The organism is Streptomyces reniochalinae (assembly GCF_003323735.1).
Lineage (GTDB): Bacteria > Actinomycetota > Actinomycetes > Streptomycetales > Streptomycetaceae > Streptomyces > Streptomyces reniochalinae.
The window spans coordinates 22,893-38,794 of record NZ_QOIM01000052.1; the positions used below are offsets into that span (position 1 = coordinate 22,893).

At 74.9% G+C, this 15,902-nt stretch carries 14 protein-coding genes and 1 riboswitch; of the genes, 6 read left to right on the forward strand and 8 right to left on the reverse strand.

What is annotated here, in order from left to right; all coding sequences use genetic code 11:
* Positions 1–25: 25 nt before the first annotated feature.
* Genes DQ392_RS31965 through DQ392_RS31975 form a run of 3 tightly spaced genes read right to left on the reverse strand, consistent with a single transcriptional unit; the run spans position 26 to position 2,372 of the window.
* Positions 26–871 carry a class I SAM-dependent methyltransferase gene (locus DQ392_RS31965; RefSeq protein WP_114019203.1) on the reverse strand — a complete coding sequence of 282 codons (846 nt, stop codon included), beginning with the start codon at positions 869–871 and terminating at the stop codon, positions 26–28.
* Positions 868–1,614, reverse strand: a complete 747-nt coding sequence (locus tag DQ392_RS31970; RefSeq protein WP_114019204.1) for a TIGR04282 family arsenosugar biosynthesis glycosyltransferase — start codon at positions 1,612–1,614, stop codon at positions 868–870. Before DQ392_RS31970 ends, DQ392_RS31965 begins: the two co-directional genes overlap by 4 nt.
* On the reverse strand, positions 1,611–2,372 hold the full coding sequence (locus DQ392_RS31975) for a glycosyltransferase family 2 protein (RefSeq protein WP_245982224.1): 762 nt from the start codon (positions 2,370–2,372) through the stop codon (positions 1,611–1,613). Before DQ392_RS31975 ends, DQ392_RS31970 begins: the two co-directional genes overlap by 4 nt.
* Before the next feature lie 244 nt (positions 2,373–2,616).
* Here DQ392_RS31975 and DQ392_RS31980 point away from each other — a divergent pair, with 244 nt between their 5' ends.
* Both DQ392_RS31980 and DQ392_RS31985 read left to right on the forward strand, forming a co-directional pair.
* Positions 2,617–3,456, forward strand: a complete 840-nt coding sequence (locus DQ392_RS31980) for a response regulator transcription factor (RefSeq protein ID WP_114019205.1) — start codon at positions 2,617–2,619, stop codon at positions 3,454–3,456.
* A 6-nt stretch (positions 3,457–3,462) separates the two neighbouring features.
* The gene (locus DQ392_RS31985) at positions 3,463–4,584 is read left to right on the forward strand and encodes a sensor histidine kinase (RefSeq protein WP_114019206.1); all 1,122 of its coding nucleotides are present in this window, start codon (positions 3,463–3,465) and stop codon (positions 4,582–4,584) included.
* Positions 4,585–4,607: 23 nt separating this feature from the next.
* Here DQ392_RS31985 and DQ392_RS31990 read toward each other — a convergent pair whose 3' ends face one another.
* From DQ392_RS31990 to DQ392_RS32010, 5 genes are all read right to left on the reverse strand, one after another.
* Complete coding sequence (locus DQ392_RS31990; protein ID WP_114019207.1) at positions 4,608–5,771, reverse strand: NAD-dependent epimerase/dehydratase family protein; 1,164 nt, start codon at positions 5,769–5,771, stop codon at positions 4,608–4,610.
* 100 nt (positions 5,772–5,871) lie between these two features.
* Positions 5,872–6,687 (reverse strand): alpha/beta fold hydrolase, encoded by an 816-nt coding sequence (locus DQ392_RS31995; RefSeq protein WP_114019208.1) that lies wholly within the window; start codon positions 6,685–6,687, stop codon positions 5,872–5,874.
* Positions 6,688–6,699: 12 nt separating this feature from the next.
* Positions 6,700–6,972, reverse strand: a complete 273-nt coding sequence (locus DQ392_RS32000; protein ID WP_114019209.1) for an SDR family oxidoreductase — start codon at positions 6,970–6,972, stop codon at positions 6,700–6,702.
* Between the two features lie 113 nt (positions 6,973–7,085).
* A complete protein-coding gene (locus tag DQ392_RS32005; protein ID WP_114019210.1) occupies positions 7,086–8,135 on the reverse strand; it encodes a sigma-70 family RNA polymerase sigma factor in 1,050 nt (349 codons plus the stop codon).
* 66 nt (positions 8,136–8,201) lie between these two features.
* Positions 8,202–8,903 (reverse strand): RNA polymerase sigma factor, encoded by a 702-nt coding sequence (locus DQ392_RS32010; protein WP_114019211.1) that lies wholly within the window; start codon positions 8,901–8,903, stop codon positions 8,202–8,204.
* An 18-nt stretch (positions 8,904–8,921) separates the two neighbouring features.
* Here DQ392_RS32010 and DQ392_RS36060 point away from each other — a divergent pair, with 18 nt between their 5' ends.
* The 4 genes from DQ392_RS36060 to DQ392_RS32030 all read left to right on the forward strand — a co-directional run bounded on the left by DQ392_RS36060 (position 8,922) and on the right by DQ392_RS32030 (position 15,777).
* Entirely contained in the window at positions 8,922–11,267 is a 2,346-nt protein-coding gene (locus DQ392_RS36060; RefSeq protein ID WP_181856659.1) for a protein kinase domain-containing protein, read from the forward strand.
* A gap of 231 nt (positions 11,268–11,498) precedes the next feature.
* Entirely contained in the window at positions 11,499–12,365 is an 867-nt protein-coding gene (locus DQ392_RS32020; RefSeq protein WP_114019212.1) for a DUF4232 domain-containing protein, read from the forward strand.
* Between the two features lie 313 nt (positions 12,366–12,678).
* Positions 12,679–13,917 carry a PP2C family protein-serine/threonine phosphatase gene (locus tag DQ392_RS32025; protein WP_114019213.1) on the forward strand — a complete coding sequence of 413 codons (1,239 nt, stop codon included), beginning with the start codon at positions 12,679–12,681 and terminating at the stop codon, positions 13,915–13,917.
* A gap of 252 nt (positions 13,918–14,169) precedes the next feature.
* Positions 14,170–14,330: riboswitch (cyclic di-AMP (ydaO/yuaA leader) on the forward strand.
* 13 nt (positions 14,331–14,343) lie between these two features.
* Entirely contained in the window at positions 14,344–15,777 is a 1,434-nt protein-coding gene (locus DQ392_RS32030) for a M23 family metallopeptidase (protein ID WP_245982226.1), read from the forward strand.
* Positions 15,778–15,902: the final 125 nt, after the last annotated feature.

Consider the following 15,902-nt stretch of genomic DNA (forward strand, 5'->3'; position numbering starts at 1 on the left):
CCGGACGGCCGGAGGGCACCACCGACTACGCACTGCACTGGCTGTGGCTCACTGTCGGGCTCTTCGCCGCCTCCGCACTGTGGCTGGCCGTGCGGACCGCCGGCGGGGCGGTTCGAGAGCGCCGCAGAGCGAGGAACGACCGTCCGCCGGACTCCCACTGAGCCGCCCGGGACCACCCGGCGTGCGCGGCGTACCGCAGGAGCGCCCGCGCGCCCACCCGCGCCCAGGGGAAGGGCTGGCCGACAGGCTCGCCGGCGCCCCTCCCGTCGTCGATGCGGACCTCCACCCGCTCGTCCACGTCCACGGGAGCGGCCTCGGCCAGCAGCAGCCCCCCGGGGGCGAGCAGTTCGCCGCACCGGTCCAGCAGCGCGCCGGGACGGCCACCGATGCCGATGTTGCCGTCCAGCAGCAGGACGCTGCCCCAGCGGCCCTCCCCGGGGAGGGCCTCGAAGACCGAACGGCACAGCGCGGTCGCGCCCAGGCCGACGGTCCGGGTGACCGCCTCCTGACTGACGTCGATACCCAGCGCCCTGCTGCCCAGCCCGGCCAGCGCCGCCACCAGCCGCCCCGGACCGCAGCCGACGTCCAGCACGGAGCCCTCGCAGAGCCGCAGCACCGACAGGTCGGCGGCGTCCGCGCTCGCACACCAGCGCTCGACGTCCAAAGGGAGCAGCCAGCCGTCGGTCCGCCGCAGGAACAGCGGCCCGTGTCCGCTGCGCAGCGCGTCGGTGTAGGGATCCGCGCTCCAGCAGGGGCGGGGGCCACACGGGGCGGCGGAGCCCGCAGCGCCCGGCGCGGGTCCTGACGGCTGGTCGGGCGCGGCCGGCTGGTGCGGCGGTGCGGCCTGGTGGATGGTCGTGGGCGCCGTCATCGGGTGGCCGTTCCGGGGGAGGGGGCGGTTTCCTGGGGCCCCGCGGACGGCGGCGCCTCCTGGGCGGCCGCCTGCCGGGGGACGAGAGGGCCGAGCCGGGCGACGGCGGCGGCGAAGCGCCCCTCGGGGGCCTGAGCCGCCACCCGCACGGCGTCGTCCGCCGTGTCCACGTCGCGCAGCGACGGAAGGTGACGGACCCGCAGGCCCGCGTCCGTCAGCCGGCCGAGCTGCGCCTGTCCGGTCCCCGGGGTGGACATGGGGACGCCCCGCAGGAGCGCGGGCTGTGGACGGGCCAGGCCCAGTGCCCAGAACCCGCCGTCGGCCGCTGGTCCGAACCACGCGTCGCACTCGTGCCAGCCGCCGGGCTCCAGAACGGGCGCCAGCAGCGCGGGCGTCAGCTGGGGGGTGTCCATGCCGACCAGCAACGCGGGCCCCTCGCCCGCGCCGTCGAACGCGGCGGCCAGCCGCTCGTCCAGCCCGCCCGCGCCCTGAGGCACGACGTCGAAGCCGGACGGCAGCCACTGGCCGGGCCGCCCGGACAGGACGAGAACGCGGCGCCTGGCGGGCATCGCCGCGACGGCCGTCAACGTGTCGTGCAGCGCGGCCTCCGCGAGCCCGGCCGCCTGCTGCGGGGTGCACGGCGGACACAGACGTGTCTTGACGCGTCCCGGCACCGGCTCCTTGGCGATGACGAGCAGCGTGGTGTCCCCCTCGCGGGACGGCTGCGCGTGCGAGCTGCTCATCGGGCGGCCCCCTCGGTGGTGTGCGGCGGGCGCGGGGCGCCCTGACCCGTCGGCGTGCCCGGGACTCCCGGCTCTGGCGGGCTCGTCGGACCCGTCGGCGCGGGCGGCGCGTTGAGGACGGCGCGCATGTCGCGTACGGCGTGCCAGGTGCCCCGCCAGGTGCCGGTGACCTTCGACTTGCCGGCGCGCGGCCGGTAGGGCACGTCCCGCTCCTCGATCCGCCACCCGGCGTCGGCGGCCCTGACGACCATCTGGAGCGGGTAGCCGCTGCGCCGGTCGGTCAGACCGAGGGCCAGCAGATCCGTCCGGCGGGCGGCGCGCATCGGCCCCAGATCGTGCAGGCGGACGCCGGTACGGCCGCGCAGCATGCGGGAGAGCGCCAGGTTGCCCGCACGGGCGTGCGCGGGCCACGCGCCGCGCGTCTGCGGGCGTCTGCGCCCCAGGACCAGATCGCTGCGTCCCTCGCGTACGGCCGCCACGAACGGCTCCAGGAGGGAGGGGTCGAGGGAGGCGTCGCAGTCGCAGAAACAGACGATGTCCGCCTCGGCCGCCGTCAGCCCCGCGTGGCAGGCGGCTCCGAAGCCGCGCCGCTCCTCCCTGACGACCGTGGCGCCCAGCTTTCGTGCGACGGCCGCCGAACTGTCCGTCGAGCCGTTGTCGACGACGATCGCCCGCCAGCCGGACGGGATCCGCTCCAGCACCCAGGGCACGGCCTGTTCCTCGTCGAGACAGGGAAGGACGACATCGACGGCGGGCACGGGCACGGCCTCCTCCGGGCGGTTCGGTCCGGGTGCGGACCCGGATCCGAGGGCGGACACGGATGTGGGCCCGGACGCCGTCCCCGGGGGCGGGGCGGCTTCCGGCTGGGGATCGGTCACGCGGGACACCCTACGGAGCAGAAAGCGACATTCCGGGCTGCGTGTCCTTACGAAACACGGACATCGCCCGTCTCCGTCAACGGCCCGCCTGCCTCGTCCTCCCGTCCGGTGCCACCCTGAGCACATGCAGACACCACCTTCCGGCCACGTCCTGGTGGTCGACGACGACCCGACTGTCGCCGAGGTCGTCGCCGGGTACCTCGATCGGGCCGGTCACACCGTCGACCGTGCCGAGACCGGCTTCGAGGCGCTGGAGAGGGCGGCGGCGCGCCGCCCCGACCTCGTCGTGCTCGATTTGATGCTGCCCGGCATGGACGGCCTGGAGGTCTGCCGCCGGCTGCGGGAGGAGGGGCCGGTGCCCGTAATCATGCTGACCGCGCTCGGCGACGAGAGCGACCGCGTACTGGGCCTGGAGGTGGGTGCGGACGACTACGTGACCAAGCCCTTCAGCCCCCGCGAACTGGTGCTGCGCGTCGAGTCGGTGCTGCGGCGCAGCAGGGGCGCGGGCGGCGGCGCGGGCCACCCCGCACAGGCGGGGCAGACGGCGGGTGCCGGGGATCCGGGCCCCCGGGAGCCGCTGCGGGTCGCGGGGCTGACCGCCGACCCGCGCGCCCGGCTGGCCACCAAGAGCGGCGCCGAGCTCAACCTGACCGTACGGGAGTTCGACCTGCTCGTGCACCTGCTGCGGCACCCGGCACGCGCCTTCACCCGCGAGGAGCTGATGCGCGAGGTGTGGGGCTGGGACTTCGGCGACCTGTCGACCGTCACCGTCCACGTCCGGCGTCTGCGCGCCAAGATCGAGGACGACCCGGCCCGCCCCCGGCTCATCCAGACCGTGTGGGGCGTGGGCTACCGCCTCGCCTCCGCCGACCCCCCGGCTCCGGATGCCCGTCGGACCCCCGAAGACGCGGGCGCCGGTCAGGCCCCCGCAGACGCGGGCGCCGCCGGGGCCCGGGAGAGCTGAGACGCCGTGCACGACATGCTGCTGATCGCCCTTTTCGCCTTTCTGGGCGCCGCCGCCGCGGGGCTGCTCGGCGCGCTGGCGCTGCGCGCGCTGCGGCACCGTTCGCTGATCGTGTCGCTGACGGTCGTCTCCACGGTCACCGTGGTCGCCATGTTCTCCGGGACGCTCGTCGTCGCCTGGGCCATGTTCCTCTCCCGCCACGACCTGTTCGTCATCACGACCGTCGTCGCCATGGCGGCCGTCGTCTCGCTGGCGACCGCGCTGCTGCTGGGCCGCTGGGTCGTCGCGCGCAGCAACGCGCTCACCGCGGCGGCCCGCTCCTTCGGCGACGGCGGCCGCTTCCCCACACCCCGCGAGGGCGCCGACGACGACCCGGCCGAACTCGCGGCGCTCACCCGCGAACTCGCCGCCACCAGCGAGAAACTGGCCGCCTCGCGCGACCGCGAGCGCGCTCTGGAGAGCTCACGGCGCGAGTTGGTCGCCTGGATCTCCCACGATCTGCGGACGCCACTGGCGGGCCTGCGCGCCATGTCCGAGGCGCTGGAGGACGGCATGGTGGAGGACACCGGGCGCTGTCTGCGGCAGATCCGCGCCGAGGTCGAGCGGCTCAACTCCATGGTCGGCGACCTGTTCGAGCTGTCCCGCATCCACGCGGGCGCACTGTCGCTGACGACCCACCAGGTGGCCGTGGACGAACTCGTCGAGGAGGCGCTGGCGGGCGCCGACCCGCTCGCCCGCAAGAGCGGGGTCAGGCTCGTGGGGGACGCGGTGGCCGCCGTCCCCGTCGAGGTGGATCCGGGCGAGATGACCAGGGTCCTGGGCAATCTGCTCGTCAACGCCATCCGCCGCACCCCGGCTGACGGCACGGTGGCGGTGCACGCCCGCGGTACGGACGAGGCGGTCGTCCTCTCGGTGACGGACGGCTGCGGCGGCATCCCCGAGGAGGACCTGCCCCGCGTCTTCGACACCGGCTGGCGGGGCACCCACGCCCGTACGCCGCCGGGTGCGGGGCTCGGGCTCGCCATCGTGCGGGGCATCGTCGAGGCCCACCACGGCTCGGCGGCGGTCCGCAACGTCACCGGCGGCTGCTGCTTCGAGCTGACGATCCCGGTCACCCAGGCCGGCTGAGCGGCGGCGGACCCCCTCGTGGCTCAACGGCCCGACGAGGCGCGCATCTGGGCCGTCGCGAACTCCTTCATGCCCTCGGCGAACCCGATCTGCGCACGCCAGCCCAGCTCGCGGGCCGCACGCCGCGACGAGGCGGTGATGTGCCGCACGTCACCGAGCCGGAACTCGCCCGTGACGACGGGATCGGGCCCGCCGTAGGCCTCGGCCAGCGCCGCGGCCATCTCGCCGATGGTGTGCGGCTCGTCGCTGCCGACGTTGTAGGCGGCGAACGCCGCGGCGCTGCCCGCACCACCGCCCTCGCCCGGCTCCCCGACGCCGGTGCCCGCGCCCGCGCCCGTGTCCGTGCCCGTGCCCGTGCCCGTGTCCGTCTCCGTGCCCGAGACGGCGGCCAGCGCCGCGACGTTGGCCGCCGCCACGTCGTGCACGTGCACGAAGTCCCGGCGCTGCGCCCCGTCCTCGTACACGGTCGGCGCCTCGCCGCGCGCGAGGGCCGAGCGGAAGAACGAGGCGACCCCCGCGTACGGGGTGTCACGCGGCATCCTGGGCCCGTAGACGTTGTGGTAGCGCAGCGAGACGGCACGTCCCCCGGCGGCCCGCGCCCACGCCGCGGCCAGGTGCTCCTGCGCCAGCTTGGTGGTGGCGTAGGTGTTGCGCGGGTCCGTGGGCGCGTCCTCCCCCACGAGCCCGGGGCGCAGCGCCGCCCCGCACTCGGGACACGGCGGCTCGAACCGGCCCGCGCGCAGCTCGGACACCGCACGCGGCCCCGGCCGCACCTCCGCGTGCTCGTCGCAGACGTAACGGCCCTCCCCGTAGACGACCATCGAGCCGGCGAGGACGAGCGAGCGCACCCCGGCCGCCTCCATGCCGGACAACAGCACGGCGGTGCCGTGGTCGTTGCAACTGACGTACGCGGGCGCGTCGGAGAAGTCCTTGCCGAGCCCCACCATGGCGGCCTGGTGGCACACCGCGTCCACGCCGCGCAGCGCGTCGGCGACGGTGCCGGGGTCGCGGACGTCGCCGACGAGGCACCGCACGTCCGGCACGGTCGTCGAGGACAGCTCGCCGCGCCCCTCGTGCGCCGACGGCAACAGGGCGTCGAGCACGACCGCTTCGTGGCCCGCCTCCGTCAGGGCGTCGACGATGTGTGAACCGATGAAACCGGCCCCGCCGGTGACAAGAACGCGCATATGCACCACGCTAGGCCCGCGAGGCCGCCAGGCGCCGCCGCACCGCTCCTGTGTCACCGGCCCGTAAGAACCCGCGGACCGCGCACGTGCGCCCGGCCCCCTACGGACGTCCCTGCGGCGGCGTTCCGGCCACGCCGTCGCGCAGGAAACCGACCACCAGGGGCGTCGCCTCAGGGGCGAACTCCTCGAAGTAGGCGTGCCGGGCGCCGGGAATCAGCCGGAGGGCGGCGCCCGGGATACGGCCCGCCAGCAGCGGGGCGTTGGCCGTGGGGTTGAAACGGTCGTCCGTGCCGTGCACGACGAGGGTGGGTGCCGCGATGCGGGGCAGCGCCTCCCACGCGTCGTGCCCGGCGCTCGCCCTCAGGTGGCGGCGGCGAGCGTGCCCGGGCATCGAGGGATCGCCCAAGGTGTGGAAGGGGCCGGGGTGCCGGGCGGTGTAGGCGGGGGTGTACATCAGATCGAGCAGCGCCTCGCGGGCCGCCCGCGCGTCCGGCTGTACGAGAGCACGCCGCACCTCGGGACCCCGCTCGATGCCGTGCGGGGCACCCGGAGAGGTGCAGCCCAAAACGAGCCGGTCGACGCGGGAAGGGTGGTCGGCCGCCAGCCACTGGGCGACCCGGCCGCCCATCGACGTGCCGTACACGTGCGCCCGTCGGACGCCCGCGTGGTCGAGGACGGCCAGCGCGTCCCGGGCGAAGCCGGGGGTGCTGTAGGAGTCGGTGTCGGGCCGGTCGCTGCGGCCCGTGCCCCGGTAGTCCCAGACCAGGGTGGTGAAGACCGTGGCGAAGTCGGCCCGTACCGGATCCCACCACCTGTGGTCGTTGGACTGCCCGCTCAACAGCAGCAGCGGCGAGCCGCCGGCGCCGTGGACCTCGTAGTGGAGCGCGGCACCGTCGGCCGCGGTCGCGTAGGGCATGCTGTCACGCTCTCACGAGGGAGCGGTCGCGCTCTCACGAGGGGCGCGCACGCCCGAGACGGCCTCCGTCACACCGGTGCCCTTGACCAGGTCGCACACGGCCCACTCGCAGGGGCGCTCGTCGCCCTCCCGGCGCGGCTTCCTGCTCATCACGCGGACGGGGAGGCCGTCGGCCAGCAGCCGGTCGACGAGCGGACGGCCGAGGGTGCCGGTGCCGCCGGTCACGAGGACGGGCCCGGCGGGACGGTGGGCGTTCTCGTGCGGGGGAGAGGGCGCGGGTGTCATCGGTCTGCCTCCGGTTCGGTGGGGGTGCCCGGGACCTGCCCTGCCGGTGAGGGGGTCCCGCACGGGAGAACCGGACAGCGGCGCGGAATGTGACAACGGGTCCCGCGAACGGCTCAGACGTCGCTCCGGCCGCCTGCCCGGACGGTCGCGCCCCACGAGGCGAGCTGCTGCGCCGCGTACTTCAATTTGTCCGGGTTCGCGGTGATCCGCAGGGTCGTGATCCGGCCATCCACGACGTCCAGCGACAGCACGCCCAACAGCTGCCCCGCCGCCAGCCCGAGCAGCGCGGGCCCGCCGTTGACCTCGCACGGCACCAGTTCGACCCCGGCCGCGAACCGCTCCAGATTTCCGGCCAGGTACCGGGCGACCCGGGCCCGGCCGCCGATCGGACGCCGCGCGGTGTTGACCTTGCCGCCGCCGTCCGCGTACGAGACCACGTCCTCGGCCAGCAGTTGCTCCAGCCGCTCCAGATCGCCCTCGCGCGCCGCGGCCACGAACGTCTCGACCAGCCCGCTCCAGCGGCTCCGGTACGGCACGGCGGGCACTCCCGCGCGGTCGGGCACTCCCGCGCGGTCGGGCGCTGCCGAGCCTGTCCGTGTCTCCGTCCTGGCGGTCTGCGCGCTCTCGTGGACGGCCCGCTTCGCCCTCCGGTACAGCTGACGGGAGTTCGCCTCGGAGACGTCCAGTACCTCGGCGATCTCCCGGTGCGGGTAGTCGAAGGCCGCGCGGAGCACGAACACGGCACGCTCGGGCGGAGTCAGCCGCTCCAGCAGGACGAGCAGGGCCAGCGAAACGGAGTCGCGCTGCTCGGCCGTCTCCAGCGGCCCGAGCGGGGCCCCTGCCGCGTCCCGGCCGGCCACCCCGCGCTCCGACGCGACGACGGCCCCGGCGGGCCCCGTCAGCACCGGCTCCGGCAGCCACTGGCCCACGTACCGTTCACGGCGCACGCGGGCGGACGCCAACTCGTTCAGGCTAAGCCGGGTGACGACCGTGGCCAGCCACGCGCCGGGCGTCGCGACGGCCCCCTGGTCGGCGCGCTGCCAGCGCAGGTAGGCCTCCTGCACGATGTCCTCGGCGTCGGCCGCCGAACCCAGCATCCGGTAGGCGATCCCGAACAGCCGCCCCCTGTGAGCCTCGAACCGCGCCACCGCCGCATCCGCCATGGCCTCAGTCGACCATGCCGCACTCGGCCCGCGATCCGGGCCGCGGGGCCCGGACCGTGGGATCGGTCACAGCTCCTGGGAGGTGAGCCAGGGACGGATGTGGCGGCGGGCGTGGTGGAGACGGGACTTGACGGTGCCCAGGGGGATGCCGAGACGGTCGACGATCTCGGCGTAGTCCATCTGGCACAGGTCGCGGTAGACCAGGGGCGCCACCAGGTGGGGACTCTCCTGCTCCAGGCGTTCGAGCGCTTCGAGCACGTCCACCTTGGAGCCCGCGATCACGCTCGTCGTGCGGGGGTCGGGACGGCGCTCGGGCGCACCCGCCTCGTCGGGGAGCGTGGGCTGCTCCGCCGCGCGGCGTTTCAGCTCGCGGTACTTCTGCCGGGAGCAGTTGGCCACCACGGTGTGCAGCCAGGTGCTGAAGCGGCTGCGGCCCTCGAAGCGGTGGATGTTCCGTGCGACCTGGAGCAGCGCGTCCTGTGCCGCTTCCTCGGCGTCCTCGCGGTAGAGGAGGAAGCGGCCGCAGCGGCGGACCACGTCGGGACGGATCGCGCGGAGCAGCGCGTCGAGGGACGCGCTGTCGCCCTGCGCCGCGAGCAGCGCGAGGGTCTCGGTGTCGGGGGATCGGGGGTCGAAGGTCTCATTGTCGTGAGGTGCGGCGCCTGGGGGGACGCCCGTGCCGGCTGGTGTGGCCGGGGCGGCCGGAGTGGCCGGTTCGGTCGGGCCGAAGGGCTGGTTCGCGGCGTCTGCGGAAGCCGGGGGACACATCCAGGCATCATAAGGGGCATGCCCTCACCTGATCAGTTCGGCCGCTACCGGGTCGAGAAGCCCCTCGGATCCGGAGCCTTCGCCGTCGTCTGGCTCGCGCACGACGATCGGCTGGAGGCTCCCGTCGCAGTCAAGGTGATGGCCGAGAACTGGGCCTGCCGTATGGACATCCGCGACCGTTTCCTCGCCGAGGCGCGACTGCTGCGCAAGGCCTCCTCGGGGGGCGTCGTCCAGGTCTTCGACGTCGGCGAGCTGGACGACGAACGCCCCTATTTCGTCATGGAGTACGCGGACCGCGGCACGGTCGCCGACAGACTGGCCGGAGGCCCGCTGTCGGTGCCCGAGGCGCTGTGGCTCACCGCCGAGGCGTCCCGCGGCGTGCGGGCGCTGCACGAGGCGGGGGTCGCGCACCGCGACATCAAGCCGTCGAACGTGCTGCTGGCGAGCGGCGGCGCGCGGGGCACCGAGCGGGTGCTGGTCGCCGACCTGGGCCTGGCGAAGAACCTCGCGCAGGCCTCGGGCCTGACGGTGGTCGCCGGGTCGGCCGGATACATGGCGCCCGAGCAGGCGGAACCGTTCGACGGCATCGACGCCCGCGCCGACGTCTACAGCCTGGGCGCCCTCCTCCACCACCTGGTGACCGGGACCGTTCCCGGGGCGCCGGGCCGGGTACCGCCGCTGGGCCGGGTGCGCCCGGGGCTGCCGCCGGAGCTGGAAGAGGTCGTCGGACGCGCCCTGGAGCCCGACCGCGACCGCCGCTGGCCCACCGCGGGTGCCTTCGCGCACGAGCTGGACCGGCTGGCGGAGAGCGTCCGGCACCTGTCCGAGGACCCGGGCACGGGACGCGGTGGCCTGGCGGGCGGCGGTGGCCTTGCGGGTGGTGCGGGTGCCATGGGCGGTGCGGGAGCTGCGGGCATCGCGGGCGGCGTGGCCGCGGCCGGTGCGGCCGGTGCGGGCGGTCGCGGCGCGCAAGGCGCTCAGGGGCGCCTGGAGGCACCTGAGGAGGCTTCGACGGCCGCCGAGTGGCCAGCGGGCGCGCCCGCGTCCCGCGCGGCGCGAGAGGCCGCCTCAGAGCCTCCCACGGCGCCCGTCTCCTCCGCGTCTCCCGCCTCCTCCCGGCCCCCCGCCGCCTCGTCGGCGGCCCCCGGCTCCTCGGCGGACCCCGTGTCCTCGGCGGACTCTCCGGGCGGCCCGGCCTCTCCCGGGAGCTCCGCGAACTCCGTGGGTTCCGCGTCCTCGGCGGAGCCGACGTCGTCCGCCCGCTCCGACACTCCGAGCTGGGCGGCGTCTCCGTCGGCTGCCGCTCCCGCGCCGACCGCCGCCTCCGTGCCGGGTCCCGCGTCACCGTCCGACGCGGCGCGGTCCGACGCGGTGCGGTCGGACGCGGTGCGGTCGGACGCGAATGCGGTGCGCTCGGACGCGGTCTCGTCCGGCGCGGTGCCGGCCGGGGCGCCCCCGGCCGGGAGCGGCTCTCGTGTGGGCTACATCTCCCCCGTGACGGAGGCGGATTCGGAGGCCTCCACGGTCGCCGAGGCGCACGCGGCGACCGTCGGAGAGCCCTCGTCGGCCGCCGCCCCACCGTCGGGCGCGGCGCCGCCCTCGGCCTCGCCTCCGGCCGCTCGCCGGCGCCGGGGGCGCACGGCCCTCGTCCTCACCGTCGCCGTCGCGGCGCTGGCCGGCGCCGGGGTGGCGGTGGTGAAGCTGAAGCCGGACGAGCCGAAGAAGCCCGACGAGATGCTCCTACACGACGCCAGCGGACGTATCAGCATGAAGATACCGGCGGAGTGGGCGGGCGAGGTGTCACGTGACGGGTGGCGCCCGTCGTCGATCGGCCTGCCGGCCGACCGCGCTCCCGGAATGCTCGTCGCGCAGGACGTGAAGGGCTGGAAGGACCTCACCTCGAAGACGAGCGGGGTCTTCGTCGGTCTCGGCGACGACAGCGGGAACAGCGACGACAAGGGAGCCGACGCGGACGGCGCGAACGGCGACGAGCGCGCGAACGGTGCAAACGACGCGAACAGTGCGAACGCCGCGAACGGGAACGCCGCCAACGGTGAGAACGGTGCGAAGGCCGACGCCGGGGAGTCCGGTGACACGTTGGCGGACAAGGTCGGGGCGATCAGCCACAGCACCGCCTGCCAGGACGCGGCGAGCCGCGCGTACAAGGGCGAGAACTGGCAGGGACGCATCCGTACCTGGTCCTCCTGCGCCTCCTCGGGGATATCGCTGGAGGAGATCAGCCTCACGTCCCGGCACAAGGGGAAGCCGCCCGTGTACGTGCAGATCCGCTGCGACGAGGACTGCGTGGCCAGGACGGACAAGGTCCTGGACAGCCTGGAGGTGAGCAGCGCGTCGCAGGGGTGAAGGCGGCCGGCCGGAATTGCCCCTGCATGTCCCTGTTTGCCCCGGCCCCGATCCCGGCCGGGAGACCCGCGGCGAAAAAAATTCCCGAAACCGTGAACTTTCTCGGGGAGTCGGCCATCGAACGGTGTGTACGGCGCAAGAGCCCGGGGTGCACGCTGGTGAGGGACACACGAGAGGCATCCCGGGCGGCCGAACGACCGCGAGACGCGTGACCAGGGAGTGACGGCAGCCATGACACAGCGCCAACACGTGACAGGTGAGCGGGTCGTGCACGAGACGACGGGGCCCGCCCTCGTTTCCGGGGGCGCCGGACACCGCCCCCGGCGCCGGGTGGCCCGCGTCGCGGCCGGAGCGACGGCGGTGCTGGCCGCGGGGGCACTGCTGGTGGGGTGCGGCGACGGTGACAAGGACGCGGGGGACGGGGCGCCGAAGAAGGTCAGCGGCGAGGCGGCGCCGGCCGGAGGCGACTCCGACAAGGGCAAGGGAGGCGACGGCAAGGGCGGCGACCAGGGGAACAGCGGCAAGGGCGACACGGACGGCGCTTCGAAGGGCGGCTCCGACGGGTCCGATTCCGGGTCGGGGGATTCCTCGGGCTCGTCCGACTCGTCCGGGTCCTCTTCGGCGGGGGACTCAGGCGCCGACTCCAGTGCCGGCGGGACACACGCCGGCTCGCATTCCGGCTCCCGCTGCGCCACCGGCGACCTGCGGGCCTCGTTCGGTCAGAACCACCCGGGCGCGGGCCAGGAGAACTACTCCCTCGTGTTCACGAACAAGTCGGACGCCACCTGCACCGTGCGGGGCTACCCCGGCCTCGCGTTCGTCAACAGCGCCGGCGAGGAGGTCTCCATCGACCCGAACAGGACCGGCGGCCAGGTGCGTACGGTCACACTGGCGCCAGGAAAGAGCGCGTGGGCGCCGCTCTCCTACTCCAACCCCGAGATGACCGACGTCCCGACGGTGAAGCCGTCCGCGGCGAAGGTCACCCCGCCCGACGAGCACGCCTCACTCACCGCGCCGTGGTCGGGCGGCGAGGTCACCAAGAGCGGGACGGCGTCCGTCCCGAAGATCGGGCCGCTGGCCCCGGGCACCGGCGGCTGAACCACACACGCACGGGCTGACCGTCGCCGCTGTCCGTGACGGGCGGTGCGGACAGGCGTCAGCCGCGACGAGAGGGCTCGCACGGACGGCGCCCGGCTCCACGGGAGGGTGCCGGGCGCCGTCCGTCTGCCCCGGCCCCCCTCCCCGACGGTGAGCGGTCGGCGCGTGGCGCCCCGTTCGCCGTACGCACGGGTGCGGCCTGGCCGGACCCGTGTTACCGCTTCCGGACGCCGCGCGCGGACAGCCGTCCCCAGTCACCCGACCCGACCACGCCCGAGTGGCCCGGCGCCCGCAGGCGGGCCAGATTGAGAGCGTGGAGAGACGGACAGGCCGAGGGACGAGCCGGCCGACGGGCCGGAGCCGGGACCGGGAGGACGAGAGCGGTACCGAGCCGACGGACGGGTACGAGGACAGCGTGGGGCGGCTGCGGCGCCTGGCGCGGCTCCTCCCCGCCGCGCTGTTCGCCCTGGGCCTCGTCCTGGAGCTGGCCACGCCGCCGGGCGTGACCGTCTCGGCGCCTTTCGCCGCCACGCCACTGGCCGCGGCCGCACTGCTCTCGTTCCGCGCCACCGTCGTCGCCGGTGTCGCCTCCTCGGGCACCGTCGCCCTGCTGACCTGGCTGCACGACGAGGTGGGCCCCGACATCGAACCCGAGGCCCGGTCCATCACCATCGCGACCGTCTCCGCGCTCGCCGTGGGCGTCAACTATGTGCTCCGTCGCAGCGGCGAGCAGCTGGCCTCCGCCCGTGTCGTCGCCGAGGCCGTCCAGCTCGCGGTCCTGCCCACGCCGCCCACCCGTGCGGGCGGTCTGGTGTTCGCCACCCGGTACCGCGCCGCACAGACGGACGCCCGCATCGGTGGCGACTTCTACGCCGTCGAGGAGACCCCGTACGGCGTACGGCTGCTCCTCGGTGACGTGCGCGGCAAAGGGCTCGGCGCGGTCGAGGCCGTCGTCATCGTGGTGGGTGCCTTCCGTGAGGCGGCCGAACAGGAAGAGACGCTCGCCGGCGTCGCGGCCCGCCTCGACCGCGCCCTCCAGCGGGAAGGACGGCGGCAGCTGGGCACCGCGCGGTTCGAGGGCTTCACCACCGCGGTGCTCGTGGAGATCCCCGCCCACCCGCCCCATCCCGGCCCTGCCACGCCGGGCGGGACAGCGCCGCAGCACGCCGGCTCCGGCCCCGTACTGCGCCTCGTCAACCGCGGCCACCCCGGTCCCGTCCTGCTCCACCAGGGCCGCACGACGCTCCTGGAACCGGACGAACCCGCGCTCCCGCTCGGCATGACGGAACTGGGCGTGTGGCCCGACGAGATCGACGAGGTGCCCTTCCCGGCGGGCAGCCAACTCCTCCTCTACACCGACGGCCTGTCCGAGGCCCGCAACGCCCACGGCGTCTTCTACGACCCCGCCGGACGGCTGTCCCGCAGCTACTTCGCCGACCCGGAGGAACTGCTGGAAACCGTCCTCATCGACGTCGCCGACCACACGGGTGGCGAGGCGGTCGACGACATGGCGCTGCTGGCTGTCGCCCACGAGACCCGCCAGAGCACGTGATCCCGGCCCCTGCCCTCTCCCGGCCGCTTCGCCGCCCACCGGGCTCCTCGTAGCGCTCGCGCGTCGGCACGGCCGGACGGTCGGGTGGCCGGACGGTCGGAAGGTCGCAAGGGAGCGGCAATTGTGGGGATCGGCTTGGAAACTCGGGTGCTGTTCTATTACCGTCCGATAACACGGCACGGTCGTCACTGTCGTCACGGAAGACGGCACCGTGCGCCGACGCCGAATCCCGCACACGGAGCACCAGCCGGCCCAACTCACCGGCCGGGCCCCGCGGGAACCGGGGAACCACCCCTTCTCGTCAGCACGTCGGGAAGGACCGGGGTGAATCGGGTGCCCCGCACGGGATGCCCGTAGGAGACCTTCCTGCTCCGAACCCGTCAGCTAACCCGGTAGGCGAGAAGGAAGGAAAGGAGAGCGCCCACCGTGGCGTCCACATCCCAGGGCCCTGCCCCCGAGGCCGTCGGGTACGACCCGCGGTCCGGCACCGTCGGCTCCCCCGTTCCCACCCCCGCGTCGGCCCCTCACGGCGGCCCGCAAACGTACGGCGGCCCGCAAACGTACCGAGGCCCGCAGCCGTACGGCGGTCCGCTCCCGTACGGCGGCGGCGCGCACCCAAGCGGTGCCCCGCATCCGCACGGCACAACGGGCCCGCACGGCACTCCGGACGGCCCTGCGCAACCGCATGGCACCGCGCAACCGCATGGCACCGCGCAACCGCATGGCACCGCGCAACCGCATGGCATCGCGCAACCGCATGGCACCGCGCACCCGTACGGCGAGCCCAAGTCAGGGGCGCGCGAGTCCTCCGGCGGGGACGGCCCCTGGGAGGAGTGGAACCCCACCGACGAGGCCACCCCCTCCCTGCGCGGCAAGCACCGGGTCGCCCGGCAGCGGACCGGCGGTGTGGCGCGCGGCGGGGCCGTCCTCGGCGTCGGCATGATCGCCGCCGTGGGCGCGGGCGGCATGGCCACAGCGCACGACAAGGACCCCGGCTCCATATCCGTGCCCGACCTCGGCGCCGCAGCCGACACCGCGCGGGACCTGACCGACCACCTGCCCGACGCCGAGGACATCCCCGGCCTCGGAGCGTTCGTCTCCGACGACGCTGACGTCCGGGACGGTGCCCGGGGAACGGGCGGCAGCCAGGCGGCACACGGAGCCGACGCGGCCGCTGCCGCCGACACGGGCGGCGGCAGCGCCGGTGAGGCGCTCAGGGCCCGCATCCTCGCGCAGGCCGAGCGCCACCGCTCCGCGACGGACGCACAAGCCCGCGAGGACGCGGCACGCCAGGCCGCGAGCGCCGCCGCGGAACAGGCCGCGAAGCGGGCGACCGCTGAGGAACGCGCGCGAGCCGAGGCCAGGGACGAACGCCGGCGCGAGGCCGCGGAGGCGAAGGCGGCCGAAGCCGCCGAGGCGGCGAAGGCCGAGGCAGCGGCCGAACGCCGGGCCAAACTCGCCCGCAGCTATGTCGCCCCGGTCGCCTCCTACCAGCTCAGCGCCGGCTTCGGCCAGTCCGGCGGCAGATGGCAGAACGACCACACAGGACAGGACTTCGCCGCTCCCAACGGCACCCCCGTCAAGGCGATCCACACCGGCACCGTCAAGGAGGCCGGCTGGGCCGGCTCGTACGGCTACCGCGTCGTCCTCGAACTGGACGACGGCACGGAACTGTGGTTCTGCCACCTCTCGTCCATGACCAAGTCGGCGGGCGACAAGGTGAGCACCGGCGACGTCATCGGACGCGTCGGCTCCACCGGCAACTCCTCGGGACCGCACCTGCACGTCGAGGTCCGCCCCGACGGCGGCGCCCCGGTGGACCCGCTGACGTGGCTGCGCGACAAGGGCGTCAACGTCTGACCCGCCTTCGACGACGGGGGCCCCGCACGTGCTCGTGGGGGCGCCTGCGGGACTGCCGCTTCCCACGGCCGCGCGGGGGAGTCTCGCGCGCTGTGCCCGCACCGGAGGGAGGCGGCGCGCTACGG